The organism is Microbacterium sp. NPDC079176 (genome assembly GCF_040686675.1).
Taxonomy (GTDB): Bacteria; Actinomycetota; Actinomycetes; order Actinomycetales; family Microbacteriaceae; genus Microbacterium.
Window position 1 is genome coordinate 76,459 of the sequence record NZ_JBFBLM010000004.1, and the last position, 14,778, is coordinate 91,236.

Annotated in this window: 12 protein-coding genes; 10 read left to right on the plus strand and 2 right to left on the minus strand. The window is 67.4% G+C overall.

Going from position 1 to position 14,778, the window contains the following annotated elements; translation table 11 throughout:
* Positions 1 to 54: 54 nt before the first annotated feature.
* Complete coding sequence (locus AB0P11_RS10855; protein ID WP_363521903.1) at positions 55 to 1,743, plus strand: ATP-binding cassette domain-containing protein; 1,689 nt, start codon at positions 55 to 57, stop codon at positions 1,741 to 1,743.
* A gap of 2 nt (positions 1,744 to 1,745) precedes the next feature.
* Here AB0P11_RS10855 and AB0P11_RS10860 read toward each other — a convergent pair whose 3' ends face one another.
* The gene (locus tag AB0P11_RS10860) at positions 1,746 to 2,825 is read right to left on the minus strand and encodes an FAD-dependent oxidoreductase (protein ID WP_363521906.1); all 1,080 of its coding nucleotides are present in this window, start codon (positions 2,823 to 2,825) and stop codon (positions 1,746 to 1,748) included.
* 76 nt (positions 2,826 to 2,901) lie between these two features.
* Between AB0P11_RS10860 and AB0P11_RS10865 the strand changes: the two genes are divergently transcribed.
* From AB0P11_RS10865 to AB0P11_RS10890, 6 genes are all read left to right on the plus strand, one after another.
* Positions 2,902 to 4,017 carry a GuaB3 family IMP dehydrogenase-related protein gene (locus tag AB0P11_RS10865; protein ID WP_053098967.1) on the plus strand — a complete coding sequence of 372 codons (1,116 nt, stop codon included), beginning with the start codon at positions 2,902 to 2,904 and terminating at the stop codon, positions 4,015 to 4,017.
* 57 nt (positions 4,018 to 4,074) lie between these two features.
* A complete protein-coding gene (locus AB0P11_RS10870) occupies positions 4,075 to 4,833 on the plus strand; it encodes an SURF1 family cytochrome oxidase biogenesis protein (RefSeq protein WP_082298004.1) in 759 nt (252 codons plus the stop codon).
* A 245-nt stretch (positions 4,834 to 5,078) separates the two neighbouring features.
* On the plus strand, positions 5,079 to 9,713 hold the full coding sequence (locus AB0P11_RS10875) for an ExeM/NucH family extracellular endonuclease (RefSeq protein WP_363521909.1): 4,635 nt from the start codon (positions 5,079 to 5,081) through the stop codon (positions 9,711 to 9,713).
* A gap of 129 nt (positions 9,714 to 9,842) precedes the next feature.
* A complete protein-coding gene (locus AB0P11_RS10880; RefSeq protein WP_056277292.1) occupies positions 9,843 to 10,052 on the plus strand; it encodes a WXG100 family type VII secretion target in 210 nt (69 codons plus the stop codon).
* Positions 10,049 to 10,189 carry a hypothetical protein gene (locus tag AB0P11_RS10885; protein WP_162253849.1) on the plus strand — a complete coding sequence of 47 codons (141 nt, stop codon included), beginning with the start codon at positions 10,049 to 10,051 and terminating at the stop codon, positions 10,187 to 10,189. Before AB0P11_RS10880 ends, AB0P11_RS10885 begins: the two co-directional genes overlap by 4 nt.
* Positions 10,186 to 10,536 carry a DUF2510 domain-containing protein gene (locus AB0P11_RS10890; RefSeq protein WP_230101018.1) on the plus strand — a complete coding sequence of 117 codons (351 nt, stop codon included), beginning with the start codon at positions 10,186 to 10,188 and terminating at the stop codon, positions 10,534 to 10,536. The genes AB0P11_RS10885 and AB0P11_RS10890 overlap by 4 nt, the downstream gene beginning before the upstream one ends.
* A gap of 9 nt (positions 10,537 to 10,545) precedes the next feature.
* Here the strand turns inward: AB0P11_RS10890 and AB0P11_RS10895 are convergent, their stop codons facing one another.
* Positions 10,546 to 11,352, minus strand: coding sequence for a DeoR/GlpR family DNA-binding transcription regulator (locus AB0P11_RS10895; RefSeq protein ID WP_053098975.1), 807 nt, complete (start codon positions 11,350 to 11,352; stop codon positions 10,546 to 10,548).
* Positions 11,353 to 11,601: 249 nt separating this feature from the next.
* Between AB0P11_RS10895 and AB0P11_RS10900 the strand changes: the two genes are divergently transcribed.
* From AB0P11_RS10900 to AB0P11_RS10910, 3 genes are all read left to right on the plus strand, one after another.
* Positions 11,602 to 12,897: a sugar ABC transporter substrate-binding protein gene (locus tag AB0P11_RS10900; RefSeq protein ID WP_056277298.1), complete on the plus strand. Its 1,296-nt coding sequence runs from the start codon at positions 11,602 to 11,604 to the stop codon at positions 12,895 to 12,897.
* Positions 12,898 to 12,980: 83 nt separating this feature from the next.
* Positions 12,981 to 13,904: a sugar ABC transporter permease gene (locus AB0P11_RS10905; RefSeq protein ID WP_363521915.1), complete on the plus strand. Its 924-nt coding sequence runs from the start codon at positions 12,981 to 12,983 to the stop codon at positions 13,902 to 13,904.
* Positions 13,905 to 13,906: 2 nt separating this feature from the next.
* Positions 13,907 to 14,752 (plus strand): carbohydrate ABC transporter permease, encoded by an 846-nt coding sequence (locus AB0P11_RS10910; RefSeq protein ID WP_053098978.1) that lies wholly within the window; start codon positions 13,907 to 13,909, stop codon positions 14,750 to 14,752.
* Positions 14,753 to 14,778: the final 26 nt, after the last annotated feature.

Genomic DNA, 14,778 nt, shown 5'->3' on the forward strand with positions numbered 1-14,778 from the left:
GATTGCTGATAGCCTGGTCGGCTCGCCACGCGGGCGGAAGGACGGCCACGCACGGTGGGATACATAGATGTTGCGGGGGTCTCGCTGACCCTTCCCGACGGCAGACCGCTGTTGGACGAGACGAGCTTTCGCGTCGGAGCCGGGTCGACGAGCGCCCTCATCGGGCCCAACGGGGCCGGCAAGACGACGCTGCTCCGCATCATCCGAGGCGACCAGCCCGCCGATGACGGCGTCGTGACGATCGATGGCGGCCTCGGCGTGATGGACCAGTTCGTCGGCCACGGCGAGTCCGGTCAGACCGTTCACGAGCTGCTGGTGCGGGTCGCGCCCCATCGCATCCGGCAGGCGGCGCAGGCTCTCGAGGCTGCGGAGGACGCGCTGATCGAGCGCGATGAGCACGACACGCAGATGGCGTATGCGACGGCGATCGCGGAGTACGCGGATGCCGGCGGCTACGAGCACGAGACGGTCTGGGACCAGTGCACGGTCGCCGCGTTGGGAGTGCCCTTCGAGCGTGCCCGCTTCCGCGATCTCACGACGCTGTCGGGTGGCGAGCAGAAGCGACTCGCTCTGGAGGCGCTGCTGCGCGGACCCGACGAGGTGCTGCTGCTCGACGAGCCGGACAACTATCTGGACGTTCCCACCAAGCGCTGGCTCGAGGAGCAGCTCAGGCAGACGCCGAAGACCGTGCTGCTGGTATCGCACGACCGGGAGCTGCTGGCCCGTGCGGTCGATCGGCTGATCACCCTCGAGCCCGGCGGCGCGGGGGCCTCGGCGTGGGTGCACGGCGGCGGATTCGCGACCTACCACCAGGCGCGCAGCGACCGCATGGACAGACTCGACGAGCTGCGCCGCCGGTGGGACGAGCAGCACGAGAAGCTGCGGACCCTCGTCGCGAACCTCAAGGTGAAGGCGTCGGCGAACGACGGATTCGCGTCGCGGTACCAGGCGGCGCAGACGCGACTGCGCAAATTCGAGGAGGCCGGACCGCCGGAGGAGCGACCCCCGGCTCAGGACTTCGACATGAGGCTGCGAGGGTCACGCACGGGAAAGCGCGCGGTGGTCGCACACGGGCTCGAGCTCTGCGGGCTGATGAGGCCGTTCGACGCCGAGGTCTGGTACGGCGATCGGGTCGCCGTGCTCGGGTCGAACGGATCGGGGAAGTCGCACTTCCTCCGCCTCCTCGCACGCGGGGGCAGCGACCCGGACCCGACGCTGGGTCACGTGACGTCCACCGGGGAGCAGCTCGCGACGGTCGATCACCGTGGGCAGGCCGTGCTGGGAGCGCGCGTCGTGCCGGGGCTGTTCGCGCAGACGCATGCGCATCCCGAGTTCGTCGGCCGAACGCTGCTCGAGATCCTCCACAGGGGAGACGAACGACGGGCCGGCATGCCGCGGGATGCCGCGAGCTCGGCGCTCGACCGGTACGGACTCGTGCGGCAGGCGCAGCAGACCTTCGAATCGCTGTCGGGCGGCCAGCAGGCCCGGTTCCAGGTGCTGCTGCTCGAGCTCTCCGGTGCGACGCTGCTGCTGCTCGACGAGCCGACGGACAACCTGGACATCGAGTCGGCCGAGGCGCTCGAAGACGCTCTGCGTCGTTTCGAGGGGACCGTGCTCGCGGTCACGCATGATCGCTGGTTCGCCCGCTCGTTCGACCGGTTCCTCGTGTTCGGCTCCGACGGCGAGGTGTACGAAGCCGATGCCCCCGTGTGGGACGAGCGCCGCGTGGTGCGAGCCCGCTGAGTTCAGCGCAGTCGGAACGGCTCCGCCGCGAGAGCGGAGGGATCGAGGGCCAGATCGGCGAGGGTCGCGCCCACGCCAGGGGCGAACTTGAAGCCGTGGCCGGAGAAGCCGGCGCCGACGACGATCCGCCCCGATCGGTCGAGCACGAAGGCGCTGTCATCGGTCGAGGTGTAGGTGCAGCTGATCGGCTCCGCGGATGCCGGGTCGAGGCCCGGCATCCACTCGCCCACATAGTCGGCGAGAGCCTGCGCGTGCGTCACCGCGTGCGGGCGGGCATCCGGGTCGACGACGTCGCCCACGCGATGGAACCCGACCTTGACGCCCTCGCCGGGCGTCGGCATCCCGTAGACCGTCGCCGGGTAGCGGCCGGGATCGACGTAGTGATTGAACGAGGGCCATACCGAGTCGGCGGCGGGGCGGAAGTGCGCGGGGAACTCCTCGGTGACCTCCAGGCTCGGCAGCGGGATGCCGGGAAGCATCCGCTCGGTCCAGGCGCCGGCCGCGACGACGACGACGTCTGCCCGCACGCGGGCGTCAGGCAGCACGATGTCGACGCCCTCGTCGGTCTCGTCGATCCGCGTGACGGGGGTCTCCCAGCGCACCTCGCCTCCCGCGGCGACGATCCGTCGCTCGAACTCGCCCAGCGCGGCGGATGCGCGGGCGACGCCCGCGTCGCGGGAGAAGAGCACATCGTCGCCGAAGCGCATGCCCGACCATCGCGACGATGCCTCGTGCGCCGTCAGCATCTCGGCGTGGATGCCGCGCTCGGACAGCCGCCGTTCGATCGCGGCGACGTCGACATCTCCGTGGGTGACCAGGCCGTGCAGACGCAGCAGCGGCTCGCCGCCCACCTGCCCGAGGGCGTCCCATCCGGCGCGTGCGCGGACGAGCAGGTCGAGATAGTGGTCCTCGTCGTAGGCGTTGTTGAAGTTGCGCGTGGCGCCGTGCGAGGCGCCCTGGTGGTGGCCACGGGCGAAGCGCTCGAAGACGACGGGCTTCATCCCTCGTCGGGTGAGCTCCCACGCGGTCGCAAGGCCCATCACGCCGCCACCGACGACGGCGACCTCCACCGACTCCGACATATTGCCTCCCGACCTCTCTCTCAGTCTCCCAGCCGTCGGTGTCATCGCGTACGCCCGGTAGTCTGGGGTGGTGACCATGGAGATCGAGCTCGGCCGAGGCAAGCGTGCGCGTCGCGCGTACACGTTCGACGACATCGCGGTGGTGCCCTCGCGGCGCACCCGCAACCCGGAGGACGTGTCGACCGCCTGGACGATCGACGCCTTCGGCTTCGGGATCCCGGTGCTCGGCGCACCGATGGACTCCGTCGTGAGCCCTCAGACGGCGATCATGCTCGGGCAGCTCGGCGGACTCGGCGTCCTCGACCTCGAAGGACTGTGGACCCGTTACGAGAACCCCGAGCCCCTCCTTGCGGAGATCGCATCCCTCGGTGAGGGAGAGGCGACCGCGCGCATGCAGCAGCTCTACTCCGAGCCGATCAAGCCCGCGCTCATCACGCAGCGTCTCGCCGAGATCCGTGAAGCCGGAGTGACCGTCGCCGGATCGCTGACGCCGCAGCGCACGCAGGAGTTCTACGACACGGTCGCCGCCGCAGGGGTCGACCTGTTCGTCATCCGCGGAACCACCGTGTCGGCCGAGCACGTCTCGAGCGTCGACGAGCCACTGAATCTCAAGAAGTTCATCTACGACCTCGACGTGCCCGTCATCGTCGGAGGCGCAGCCACCTACACCGCGGCCCTGCATCTGATGCGCACGGGTGCGGCCGGTGTCCTCGTCGGCTTCGGCGGGGGAGCGGCGTCGACCACGCGTGCGACCCTCGGCATCCACGCTCCGATGGCCACGGCCGTCTCGGACGTGGCCGCGGCCCGCCGTGACTACCTCGACGAGTCCGGCGGACGCTACGTGCACGTCATCGCAGACGGTGGGGTCGGCACGTCCGGTGACATCGTCAAGGCACTCGCGATGGGTGCCGACGCGGTCATGCTCGGCGTCGCCCTCGCACGCGCCACCGATGCACCGGGTCGCGGCTTCCACTGGGGTCCCGAGGCGCATCACCCCAAGCTCCCGCGCGGTCGTCGCGTCGAGGTCGGCGGCATCGGCACGCTCGAGGAGATCCTCTACGGTCCGGCGCCCGTCGTCGACGGCACGGCGAACCTCATCGGTGCGCTGCGCAAGTCGATGGCCACCACCGGATACTCCGACCTCAAGGAATTCCAGCGGGTCGAGGTCGTCCTCGCACCGTACGAGGCCTGAGGCCCGCACCACGCCGTGACTTCTGCTGCTCTGTTCCCCCCGACTCTCCGCGAGGTCATGCTCCGGGGACGCTGGATCGGGATGCTCGTGCTGTGCCTCGTGGTGGCCGGCGTGTTCGCGTGGCTGGGGCAGTGGCAGCTCGAGCGCGCGATCGAGACCGATCCGCCGCCCGCAGGAGCGACCGAGCAGGTGCGACCGCTGACCGATGTGGTCGAGCCGGGTGCGTACCTCCCCGAGCCGCTGGTCGGGCAGAAGGTCGAGACGTCGGGGACCTGGATCCGCGATGACTTCCTCATCGTGTCGAGCCGGTTCAACGACGGCGTCGAGGGCTACTGGGTGACCGGTCAGCTGCGGGTCGCGGAGCGCACGTCGATCGCGGTCGCGATCGGATGGACCGCCGACCGTGCCGTCGCCGAGGCGGCCGTCGAGAAGCTCGACGAGAGCGCAGAGGACGTATCCCTCGTCGGTCGGGTGATCTCGGACGAGGGGCCATCGGTGCCGCCGAAGGACGATCCCCAGCGCATGGACCGCATGTCGACCGCTGCGCTGCTCAGCCACTGGCACGACGTCGACGAGCTCGACGTGTATCGGCCGTACCTCGCCTCGATCACGGCGACGGCAGGTCTCACGGACATCTCCTCGCCTGCACCCGAGGAGCAGTCGCCGGTGAACTGGCTCAACATCTTCTATGCCGCGGAGTGGGCGATCTTCGCCGGGTTCGCCTTCTACCTCTGGTATCGACTCGCCAAGGACGCCTGGGAGCGTGAGGTCGAGGAGTTTGAGGACGCAGCGACCGCCGCCGGCGACTCCGTCTGATTCCGCCTGACCCGACCCGCATCCGCGCGGCGCATCGCGCGCATGTGAGCGGTTCGCGGTCCGATATTCCACCTTCGTCAGGGTCGGGTCCGGACGTTCGGTGAGGGCTTGGTTACCAATCGGAAAACTCCGTTGAGGTTGTCGGAGGGCCTCCGTATGCTCGCTCACATGTGCGTCGGCTGAGAGCCCGCACCGCCCGGTTTCACGAGAGCCGTCGCCAGAACACACCCGAGGAGACAACACAGATGATGTCCGCTCCCGACGCCGCGAACCATCAGGTTCCCGGGTCAGACCGCAGAAGTCGGGGGCGTCTCGGCGTTCTCGCCGCCACCTGCGTCGCCGCACTGGGCGCCAGCGCCCTGATCGCCGCGCCAGCCTCCGCAGACGTCTCGGGAACGGGGGTGGTGATCAACGAGGCCTACCTCTCCGGGGGCAGTGCCGGGGCGGCGTTCACCAACAAGTTCGTCGAGCTCTACAACCCCACGGCGGCACCCGTCACCCTCGACGGGCTCTCGCTGCAGTATCGATCCGCGACAGGAACGGGCGGTTCGAACGGCGTCGCGCCGCTGACCGGCGTCATCCCCGCCGGCGGCCACTATCTCGTGCAGGCGGGCAGCAACGGAGCCAACGGCGCAGCACTGCCGACGGCCGACGTCGTCAGCACCCTCAACCCGAGCGGAACGAACGGCACTCTCGCGCTGGTCGAGGGCACCGCGGCGGTCACACTGACCCCCGGCTCGGTCACGGGTGTCGACGGCGTCATCGACGTGCTCGGCTACGGCACCTCGAACACATTCGAGACTGCCGCCGCGACTCCTCCCACGGGCAACACCGACGTCAAATCGCTCAACCGCACGGGCGGCAAGGACACCGACGACAACAAGGCGGACTTCAGCCTGTCGGCCACCATCACGCCGCAGAATGCGGGCACGGTTCCCGACCCCGACCCCGATCCTGAGCCTGAGCCCGAGCCGACCGACGTGTCGATCGCCGACGTCCAGGGAACGACCGATGTCTCGCCGCTGAACGGCCAGACGGTCACGGTCGAGGGCATCGTCACCGCCGACTATCGGACCGGCGGCTACAAGGGCATCGTGATCCAGACCGAGGGCTCCGGCGGCGCGGTCGACGCGACCCCCGGCGCATCGGACGGCGTCTTCGTCTTCCTCAACGCGCTCGCTCCCACGCTCGCGATCGGCGATCGCGTCTCGGTCACCGGCTCGGTCAGCGAGTACTTCGGCCAGACGCAGATCAACCCGGCAGCGCTGACCGGCATCTCGGTCCTGCAGGCAGGGGTGGGCGTTCCCGAGGTCACCCCGCTTCCCGACGCCGCCGTCGGCGGCGACCGTGAGCAGTACGAGAACATGTACGTGGCCCCGGCGGGCACCTATCGCCTGGCTTCCAGCCACCAGCTCTTCAACTTCGGAACCCTCTGGCTGAACGCCGGGGCGGATCTCAACGTCAAGAGCACGGAGCTCGTGCGTCCGGGAGCCGAGGCGGCGGCGATCACCGCGGCGAACCGCGCCAACCGGATCCTGCTCGACGACGGGTGGTCGATCCAGGTCTCGAACAGCGGGCACCCCAACGACCAGCCGTACTTCACGAAGGACCTCGTCGTCCGCAACGGCGACACGGTCGACTTCAGCGAGAACGGGTACGTGCTCCAGTACGGCTTCGACGACTGGCGTCTTCAGCCGGTCGTGCCGATCGACAGCACGTCGTCCGCCGACCTGAAGGTCGGCTTCCAGCCCACGAACCCTCGCACGGACACCGCCCCGACGGTCGGCGGCGACGTGCAGGTGGCGTCGTTCAACGTCTTCAACTACTTCACCACGCTGAAGAGCGAGAACTCGAACGCACGGGGCGCGGCGAATGCTGCCCAGTTCGAGATCCAGAAGTCGAAGATCGTCGCGGCGATCAACGGCCTCGACGCCGAGATCGTGTCGCTGATGGAGATCGAGAACTCGATCAAGCTCGGCGGCTCGCTCGACGAGGCGCTGGCCGATCTGGTCGACGGGCTCAACGACGCACTCGGCAGCGCGGAGTGGGACTACGTCCGCACTCCCGATGAGCTGAACGACTCGGCGACGACCGACTTCATCACGAGCGCGATCATCTACAAGAAGGACGCGGTCGAGACGGTCGGCGACAGCCTGACCGTGACGGACGAGAGCGTCTGGGGCAACGCCCGCGAGCCGATCGCGCAGGCGTTCGACATCGACGGACGCGTCGTCACGGTGGTGGCGAACCACTTCAAGTCGAAGTCGGCACCCGAGGGCGGCGGCGCCGAGCCGGCAGACGGCCAGGGCTTCTTCAACGCCGACCGCGTGAAGCAGGCGAACTCGCTCAAGACCTTCACCACCGAGATCGAGGAGACGACAGGCAGCAGCGACATCCTGCTGATCGGTGACTTCAACGCCTACGCGAAGGAGGACCCGATCGAGGTCTTCACGAGCGAGGGGTGGAGCGACGTCGCACGCGAGAAGGCTCCGGAACAGCACACGTACACGTTCGACGGCGAGCTCGGCTCGCTCGACCACGTGCTCGCGTCGCCGTCGCTCGCCGCATCCATCACGGGCGCGGGTGTGTGGAGCATCAACTCTCCGGAGTGGAGCGACCGCGGCTACGCGTTCGGCGCCACCGAGGCGGGAACACCGTTCCGCTCCAGCGACCACGACCCGATCATCGTCGGCGTCTCCTCCGAGGTCCCGCCGGTGAGCATCGACGTCGTCACCATGAACGACTTCCACGGTCGCATCGAGGCCGACGGCGCTGCCGCAGGCGCGGCGGTCGTCGCCGGAGCCGTGCAGCATTTCCGTTCCGAGAACCCGAACACGATCTTCGCCGGTGTCGGCGATCTGATCGGCGCATCGACGTTCACCTCCTTCATCAACGATGACAACCCGACGATCGACGCGCTCAACGCCGCCGGCCTCGACGTCAGTGCCGCGGGCAACCACGAGTTCGACCAGGGCTGGGAGGACCTGCGCGACCGCGTGCAGGACCGCGCGGACTGGGAGTACATCTCGTCGAACGTGTTCGTCACCGAGACGGGCGAGCCCGCGCTCGCACCGGCCTGGGTGAAGGAGCTCGACGGCGTGCGCGTCGGCTTCGTCGGCGCCGTCACCGAGGACCTCGACTCGCTCGTGTCGCCTGAGGGCATCGCGGATCTCGAGGTGCGCAGCATCGTCGATTCGGTGAACGCCGTGGCCGACGACCTGCGTGACGGAGACGCGTCCAACGGCGAAGCGGATGTCGTCATCCTTCTCGTTCACGAGGGAGCATCGAGCGTCGAGCTGTCGAGCATCACGCCGGATTCGCCCCTGGGCGAGATCGTCTACGGCGTGGACGATGACGTGAACGCGATCGTCTCGGCACACACGCACCTCGCCTACAACCACGTGATCGACGGGCGTCCGGTCATCTCGGCCGGGCAGTACGGCGAGAACCTCGGACTGATGAACATCCAGGTCGACCCGAAGACGAAGGACCTGATCTCGATCACCAACGAGATCAAGCCCCTCACCTCGGCAGGGAAGGCGCTCTACCCGGCCGTCCCGGAGGTCGCCGACATCGTCGCGAAGGCGAAGGCTGAGGCCGACGTGCTCGGCGCGGTCAAGGTCGGAGACATCACCGCCGACTTCAACCGCGCTCGTCAGACGAACGGCTCGGAGAACCGCGGTGGGGAGTCCACCATCGGCAACTTCGTCGCCGACGTGCAGAAGTGGTCCACCGGTGCGGACATCGCGCTGATGAACCCGGGAGGCATCCGCGCCAACCTGACGTACGCCTCGTCGAACGCCAACGACCCGAACGGCAATGTCACCTACCGCGAGGCGGCCACGGTGCAGCCGTTCGCCAACACGCTGGTGACCCTGTCGCTGAGCGGCGTGCAGCTCAAGGGCGTGCTCGAAGAGCAGTGGCAGCCGGCAGGCTCGGCCCGTCCGTTCCTGAAGCTCGGCGTATCGGAGGGTCTCGTCTACACCTACGATCCGGCCGCGGCTCAGGGATCGAGGATCACGTCGATCACGCTCAACGGCACGCCGATCGACCCTGCGGCGAACTACACGGTCGCAGCGAACTCGTTCCTCGCCGGGGGTGGAGACAACTTCTTCACCTTCAAGGAGGGCTCGAGCAAGCGTGACACCGGCAAGATCGACCTGCAGTCGATGGTCGACTGGTTCGATGCGAACAAGACGGCGACCCCCGACCTCGCGCAGCGCGCGGTGGGAGTCTCGGTCAGTGCACCGGATGCCGACGGCTACAGCGCCGGCGACCAGGTGACGGTCGCTCTCTCGTCGCTGGCGTTCAGTGCGGGGGAGCAGGCGCCCGGCGAGGTGACCCTGTCGCTCGGCGGCACCCAGCTCGCTGCGAGCGCCGTCGATCCCACGATCGTCGACACGACCGATGAGGCAGGGCGCGCGTCGCTCGGCTTCACGGTTCCGGCGGGTGTCTTCGGTGAGCAGCTGCTCACCGTCGCCGTCGCCGGTACCGGGACCACCGTGCAGGTGCCGTTCTCGATCGCGGGGGAGGAGCCGGTCGAGTTCGCAGGATCGATCGACCTCGGCTCGTCGAAGGTGGCAGCGGGCAAGAAGCTCACGATCACCGGCGAGGGCTACCAGCCGGGTGAGACGGTGACCGTGCAGCTGCGACCGAAGAAGGGCGCGGCCCTCGACGTCGGCACCGTTCAGGTCACCGCCGACGGCACGTTCTCGACCACCGTCACGGTGCCGAAGAGCACGCAGCCGGGCAAGTACACGGTCGCGGTCGCTCAGGCCGACGGCGATGAGGCGACGGCCACCGTCACCGTCAACCGCGCGGGCGGCATCATCGGCGGCATCATCGACTGGCTGTGGGATCTCATCTCCGGCTGGTTCTGACCTCGACAGGCGGCACGCCCGCCTGACACGCACGAAGGCCGTCGGGAGTGATCCCGGCGGCCTTCGTCGTTCCCGTGGTTCGTCAGGGTGCCGCGTTGCAGAGCGGAGGAGGGATGTCATGGTGCTGGCATGGGGGTAGCAGTCGAGGTCGATTTCGACCAGATCCAGACCATGATCGATGTCCTGCTCGGGTCGCTTTCCGATCTGCGGGCCGAGGGTGCCGCTCTCGACAGCGCTTCGCAGGTGATGCTCGCAGGTTGGGACGGCGAAGCCGCAGACGCCTACGAGAGTCGGCACGACCAGTGGCAAGCGGACCATGCCTACAGTCTCGACGCATGACTCCCTCAGACGACCTGACCGCCCGCATCGACGCTGTCATCGGACGAGGCGACTCGGAGTCTCGCGCATCCGTGCTCTCGGGGGTTCTCTCGTGCACCGCCCTGCCCTCGTGGCCCCAGCCCTCGTTCGCCTCATGAGCGGCGGCGGACCCGTTGCACCGGGCTGGTACGACGTCCATCGACGCACCCAGAGGTGGTGGGACGGTCGCCAATGGACGGAGAACGTCATCCATCACGGGCGACCGATCACGGCCACGGCACTTCGCACAGCGACGACCAGGATGCAGTGGACGTGGGTCGGAGTCGGCGTGGTCGCCTGGGCGGCGTTCCTGGTCTTCGCGTTCGCCTTCGGTCCGAGCGCGGCGTTCGCGCTCGCCCTGCTGCCGGTCGCCGGCACGGCGGCGATCGTCGCCGCCGCGATCACCGGGTCGCGCCTGATCGTGGCTGTTCCCCCCACCCCCGGTGGCCCGGTCGCCTCCCGATGACGAGAGCGGTCAGGCTGAGGGGCTGATGACCTCGACCTCTGCCTGCGCGAGAGCGGCGGCGAACGCCGGCGCCGGGGACGAATCCGTCACCAGGTAGTCGGCTCGGTCGAGCGTGGTGACCTGAGCGAACAGTCGTCGGCCGAACTTCGACGAGTCGGCAAGGATCGCGGTGCGCTCGGCCCGCTGGATCATCTCGGCCATCATGTTCGCGTCCCCCATGTTCGACGTCGAGAACCCGGCCTCGTCGATGGCGCCCACGGCGATCAGTGCCAGATCGCAGCGGATGTCCACTTCCGGGCCGCCCGGGGTCATCATGAACGCGACGGGTCCGGTGGTGGCCTGGGTGATCGCCCGCACGGCCCCGCCGAACACGTAGAGGTCGCGGAAGGCGGATGGCGAGATCTCCGCGGGGATCCGCAGGTTGTTCGTGGCGATCGTCAGGTCGCGATGGTTGCGAAGCGCCCGAGCGAGAGCCAGCGTCGTCGTTCCGGCGTTGAGCATCACAACCGCTCCGTCGTCGATGAGTCCCGCCGCGAGACGCGCAATCGTCTCCTTCTCCTCCGTCTGCAGCCGGAGACGGACGTCGAGCGCCCGGTCCTTGAGCTGCCCCTCGGCGCTGACCGCTCCGCCGTGGGTGCGGATGACGACGCCCTCTCGGTCGAGCTGATCGAGGTCCCGACGGATCGTGTCGATCGAGACGTGGAAGTGCTCTGCGAGACCTCCGACGGTCACTTCGCCGACCTGTTCGACGTAGGCGGCGAGGTCGGCTTTGCGGCCGGCGGGGAGTCGACGCTTGGGCGACGGAGTTGCTTCCATGCAGACATCTCTAGCACAGGTGCGCAGATAAACCCGCAGACTTCGGCAGAGATCGGCATCCGACGTATCCACGCGACCAACTTGGTTTTCGCCGTGACAATGCGGGTACAGTCGTGAAATCTGTAGTTACAAGTCGAAATAGATGCAGAGAATGCTTGACGATCTCGCAAACTACGGCATAACATTGCTCAAAACCGCATGAACAAGCATTGAAGCGCGAATGCGGCACGATCTCGAAGAGGAGAAGTGATGATCACAGTGGGGCGAGGGCGACGCATTCTGAAGCTCGCCGGCGCAGCGACAGCAGCCGTGACAGTCCTGGCCGTGGCAGGGTGCGCGGCAGGCGACAGCGGAACCGATGGAGGGGATGGCGGAGACGTCACCATCGAGTTCGCCCAGTGGTGGGAGCCCGAGCTCCCCGACGGTGAGTTCCGGGCGCTCATCGACGAATTCGAGGACGCCAACCCGGGCGTCACGGTCAAGCTCGTGAGCGGACCGTACGCATCGACCAAGGAGCAGCTGTTCGCGGGAGCGGCCTCCGGCACCATGCCGGACGTCGTCGGCCTCGACGGCGCGTGGGTCAACGACTTCGCCTCTCAGGGAGTGATCGCAGACCTCACCGCACTCATGGAGGAGTACGACTACGACGACAGCGAGCTGGCGAGCCAGATCCAGGTCGACGACAGCACATACATGATCCCGGTGGTGAACTTCGTCTACCCGATGTTCACCAACGACACGCTGCTGGCAGATGCGGGCGTCACCGCCCCGCCGGCCACGCGCACGGAGTTCGCCGATGCGGCATCGAAGGTCTCGGCGCTCGGCGGCGACGTGTCGGGCTGGGTGCTCCCGCTCTCCCTGGAAGCGCCGAACGGCGTGCAGAACGACGTCATGTCGTGGGTGTGGGCCTCCGGAGGCTCGATGCTCGAAGACGGTCAGCCCGATCTGACGAACGACGACGTGACGTCGGCGGTCGACTTCATCGGCGGCATGTGGGATGACGGCTCGATCGCCTCCGGTTCCTTCACGATGAAGGAGCAGGACAAGGTCGAGGAGTTCACCAACGGTCGTGTCGGCATGATGATCGACTCGCTCGCGCACATCAACCTGATCCGCGAGACGAACCCCGATCTGAAGTTCTCGATCTCGGCGCTGCCGGCCGAGGACGGATACGACGGCGAGCGCGGCATCCCCTACGCATCCTGGGGCATCGGCGTCGCCGAGAACTCGGAGCACAAGGAGGCGGCATTCAAGCTGGTCGAGTTCCTCATGAGCGAGCAGACCAACTCGGAGCTCTCGACGATGGCGAACGCGTTCCCCGGCAACTCGAAGTCGGTCCCCGGATTCGTCGAGGACGATGAGCTGTTCAAGACGGCGTTCGAGATCTACCAGGCGGGCTACCCGGCGAACGAGTTCACCGGGCTCCCCGTGGCGGAGGAGCTGATGCGTCAGCTCGGCGAGCAGCTGCAGTCGGCCTTCGACGGTCAGCAGTCGATCGACGACGCGCTCAAGAAGGCGCAGGACGCGTGGGTCGCGGAGTTCTGATCTCCCACGACCCGCATTGAACGGGGTGCCGCATCGCTCCCGATGCGATGCGGCACCCGACCAACCAAGGAGCCACGCTTCCCATGAGCCTGAGAACGTCCGACGACACCGAGGTGATCGTCACCGGAGTCGCGCTGTCGCGTCGCCGACGGCAGCTGCGCAAGACGACCGAGTCGTACGCCTTCCTCTCGCCGACCATCATCCTGCTGTTCGTGCTGATGATCGTGCCGATCGTCATGGTGATCGGCTATTCGTTCCAGGACAACGTGATCCTGAACAAGTCGCCCGAGTTCGTCGGCATCGGCAACTACGTCGAGATCCTGTCGGATCCGCGCTTCTGGAAGGCGACGGGCAACACCATCCTCTTCACGGTGACGAGCGTGGTGGCGCACCTGGTGCTCGGTCTCGCCTTCGCGATGATGCTCAACAGCGCGCTGCTCGGTCGGTTCTCACGGTCCTTCTTCCGGGCCCTGTACGTGCTGCCGTGGCTGTTCACGGTCGCCGTGATCGCCGTGCTGTGGCGGATGCTCCTGGCCCCGAACGGTGTGGTGAACTTCCTGCTCAACACCGACATCGAATGGCTCGCATCGCCGCAGCTCGCGCTCGGCACCATCATCTTCATCAACATCTGGGCGGGATACCCCTTCTTCATGGTCAGCCTGCTGGCCGGCCTCCAGGGCATCCCGAATGAGCTGAACGAGGCTGCCACCGTCGATGGCGCGGGTGCCGCGCAGCGCTTCTGGAACGTCACCATCCCGCAGCTGCGTCCCATCATCGTCAGCCTCGTGCTGCTCGACCTGATCTGGACGTCGCAGCAGTTCGCGCTCATCTGGATGACCACGGGTGGCGGACCGATCGACGTGACCGAGGTGCTCAGCACCTTCACCTACAAGCTCGCCTTCGCGAAGTACGACTTCTCGCTCGCGGCGACCTCCGCCGTGCTGGTCCTGCTCATGTCGATGGTGCTCGCCGTCTTCTACGTCCGTCACCAGAAAGCGAGGGACTGACCATGGCTCTCACCGTGCAGAACCAGCGCCGCGTCGCCAAGACCGGGGTCATGATCGGCCTCATCCTCGGAGCAGTGTTCGCCGCAGGGCCCGTGCTGTGGATGCTGTCGAGCTCGTTCAAGTCGAACACGCAGATCTTCGAACTGCCTCCTCGTCTGGTCACCGACACGTTCTCGTTCGACGCCTACATCGCGATCTTCACGAACCCCGAGACGATGCGGTTCTTCTTCAACAGCTACGTCGTCGCGGGCTCCGTCACGATCCTCACCCTCCTCGTCGCGATCCAGGCGGCGTACGCGTTCAGCCGGTTCGACTTCCGGGGCAAGCGCATCCTCAACGTGGTCATCGTCAGCGTGCAGGCCGTGCCACCCATCACCCTGCTGATCCCGTACTTCGGTCTGATGGTGGCGCTCGGGCTGTACAACTCGTACCTCGGGCTGATTCTCACCTACATGGTGTTCACGCTGCCCTACGCGATCATCATGATGACCGGCTACTTCAACACCCTCCCCAAGGAGCTCGACGAGGCCGTCCGCGTCGACGGCGCCGGATCCATGACCGCCCTGTGGCGCATCCTCGTGCCGATCTCGATCCCCGGGATCGTGTCCGTCGGCATCTACACGTTCATGATCGCGTGGAACGAGTACCTCTTCGCTCTCACCCTCACCCGCACGATCGACATGCGCACGGTGCCCATCGGCATCCAGCTGCTCATGGGGCAGCACTCGTACGAGTGGAACCAGATCATGGCGATGAGCGTGCTCGGCTCGATCCCGGTCCTCATCCTCTTCCTCATCTTCCAGCGGTACTTCATCAGCGGTCTCACGGCGGGGTCCGTGAAGAGCTGACGTCGTCCCGACGGATCCACGACCAC

Coding starts and splice junctions, on each gene's coding strand:
- AB0P11_RS10860 (WP_363521906.1), bottom strand. CDS start 2,825: ATGTCGGAGTCGGTGGAGGTCGCCGTCGTCGGTGGCGGCGTGATGGGC.
- AB0P11_RS10865 (WP_053098967.1), top strand. CDS start 2,902: ATGGAGATCGAGCTCGGCCGAGGCAAGCGTGCGCGTCGCGCGTACACG.
- AB0P11_RS10870 (WP_082298004.1), top strand. CDS start 4,075: ATGCTCCGGGGACGCTGGATCGGGATGCTCGTGCTGTGCCTCGTGGTG.
- AB0P11_RS10875 (WP_363521909.1), top strand. CDS start 5,079: ATGATGTCCGCTCCCGACGCCGCGAACCATCAGGTTCCCGGGTCAGAC.
- AB0P11_RS10880 (WP_056277292.1), top strand. CDS start 9,843: ATGGGGGTAGCAGTCGAGGTCGATTTCGACCAGATCCAGACCATGATC.
- AB0P11_RS10885 (WP_162253849.1), top strand. CDS start 10,049: ATGACTCCCTCAGACGACCTGACCGCCCGCATCGACGCTGTCATCGGA.
- AB0P11_RS10890 (WP_230101018.1), top strand. CDS start 10,186: ATGAGCGGCGGCGGACCCGTTGCACCGGGCTGGTACGACGTCCATCGA.
- AB0P11_RS10895 (WP_053098975.1), bottom strand. CDS start 11,352: ATGGAAGCAACTCCGTCGCCCAAGCGTCGACTCCCCGCCGGCCGCAAA.
- AB0P11_RS10900 (WP_056277298.1), top strand. CDS start 11,602: ATGATCACAGTGGGGCGAGGGCGACGCATTCTGAAGCTCGCCGGCGCA.
- AB0P11_RS10905 (WP_363521915.1), top strand. CDS start 12,981: ATGAGCCTGAGAACGTCCGACGACACCGAGGTGATCGTCACCGGAGTC.
- AB0P11_RS10910 (WP_053098978.1), top strand. CDS start 13,907: ATGGCTCTCACCGTGCAGAACCAGCGCCGCGTCGCCAAGACCGGGGTC.